Origin of the sequence: Leifsonia sp. CL147 (assembly GCF_900114565.1) — a bacterium.
GTDB lineage: Bacteria > Actinomycetota > Actinomycetes > Actinomycetales > Microbacteriaceae > Leifsonia.
The window spans coordinates 1-1,688 of record NZ_FOTM01000035.1 but is presented as its reverse complement, the minus strand read 5'-3'; the positions used below and the strand labels follow the sequence as shown (position 1 = coordinate 1,688).

Sequence of the window (1,688 nt, the reverse complement as noted above, 5' to 3'; positions counted from 1 at the left end):
CACTCAAGCAATGGCGCGGCATCGCCACCCGCTACGACAAACTCGCAACCGTCTACCGATCCGCAGCAGTCCTCAACGCCGTCATCGCCTGGACCCACCAATTAGGAGACACGCCCTAGTCCCGCCAGCCTCTCGCTCGTGCAACGCTCAGCAGCCCGCACTGTGGTCGTGAACGAGCACCGGCTTTCGGGCGCGTTTCCCGGCCGCTGTAGCGTTACCTCGTGAATGAAGTACGCCGCACAGTGACAGTTGCGGACGGGAGCACGATCTCGTATTCGGTCTTCGATGGAGAAGAGCCGCCGGTTGTCATCTTGCACGGGCTGGCCGGCAGCAGCCGCGAGTTCGTCCCGACCGGGCGGGCGCTCGCGCCCCGCAAAGTAATTCTTGTCGACCAGCGCGGCCACGGGCTCAGCACCCGTACGCCGGCCGATACCACCCGCGCCGCCTTTGTAGAGGACGTTGCTTCCGTGATCGGGACGGAGTCGGCGGCACCGGTGGACCTCGTCGGCCAGTCGATGGGCGCGCACACGGCGATGCTCGTCGCGGCCGCCCACCCTGAGCTGGTGCGCCGTCTTGTGCTCCTAGAAGGAAATGAAGGAGGCGGATCCGCAGACGACCATGCCGCACTCGGCGACTACTTCCGCTCCTGGGAAGTGCCGTTCACCAGCCGCGAGGGCGCGCGCGCAGCGCTAGGCAACGGTCCGCTGGCTCGGGCGTGGGTGGCGGATCTCGAACCGCGTGACGACGGCCTCTATCCGCGCTTCGATGCTGACGTGATGGTGCAAACAATCACCGAAGTCGCGGTGCCGCGCTGGAGCGAGTGGGAGAGCATCGCCGCCCCGACGCTCGTGGTCTATGCGGACGGCGGCATGTTCACCGAGGAGCAGAAGTTGGAGTTCCTCCGTCGAGGTGCGAACGCCACCCGGGCGGACCTCACTGGTGCTTCGCACGACGCACATCTGGACGCGTTCGAGCAGTGGGCTGCGGTACTCCGCCACTTCCTTACTTCCCGCTGACGGATCGATTACCGTGCAGACAGGACCGCGCGATGCGCTCACGGACGGTAAGTCGCCTGACCGGCTCACGCGCCCCGCACGAGTCTAACAAGTGACACGAGCGACGGCACGAAGGCCAGAAGCGGAAGCGGCATCGACGTTCGAATCGCAATCACGGGTGTCACCGCGACGATGACAGTGAGAAAGAGCATCGCCCAGAAGCGCGAACGCGTCCACGGCAACTTCGTTGCGATTACCCCTAGGAGCACTCCCGTGATGGCGATGGCGGTGAACAGCCACAGCGACGTCGCCAACGCCCAGCCGAAAAGCTCATGTCCGGCTGGATAGTGCACGGCCATCGAGTCCCGCATCGCGGGAAACGTCAGGTGGTCGTCGATGTGAACCCATACAGCGAATGCGAAACCAACGAGGATCGCTGCGGCCCCGGCCACCCCGCCCGTCACCAGGCTTGTTATCCGGAACAGCCGCGGCAAACGCGGCACCGCCGTGGGCGCGACGCTGGGCTGGACTGCCATTAGATTCCTCCGGTGACCTGTTATGTCGGCGCGGACACATTGTGACAGTCGGAAGCCTCGATTGTCGGCGGCCATGGAAAACTGCCCGTAGGCGGTCACGAGAACTGCCCGTGGGTGGCCAGGAGAACTGCCCGCTGGTGGCCATGAGTTCTGCCCA

Annotated in this window: 2 protein-coding genes and 1 pseudogene; 2 read left to right on the top strand and 1 reads right to left on the bottom strand. The window is 65.0% G+C overall.

The features are described 5' to 3' along the window. Positions 1-119: pseudogene (locus tag BM287_RS17380) on the top strand (IS5/IS1182 family transposase); the annotation flags it as partial. Between the two features lie 102 nt (positions 120-221). Continuing rightward, positions 222-1,016: an alpha/beta fold hydrolase gene (locus BM287_RS17375; RefSeq protein ID WP_090042289.1), complete on the top strand. Its 795-nt coding sequence runs from the start codon at positions 222-224 to the stop codon at positions 1,014-1,016. A gap of 65 nt (positions 1,017-1,081) precedes the next feature. Here BM287_RS17375 and BM287_RS17370 read toward each other — a convergent pair whose 3' ends face one another. Beyond that, positions 1,082-1,531 (bottom strand): hypothetical protein, encoded by a 450-nt coding sequence (locus BM287_RS17370; protein WP_090042291.1) that lies wholly within the window; start codon positions 1,529-1,531, stop codon positions 1,082-1,084. Between the last annotated feature and the right edge of the window lie 157 nt (positions 1,532-1,688).

Bases quoted from the DNA above. Each gene is read 5' to 3' on its own strand.
- BM287_RS17370 (WP_090042291.1), bottom strand. From the start codon at position 1,531: ATGGCAGTCCAGCCCAGCGTCGCGCCCACGGCGGTGCCGCGTTTGCCG.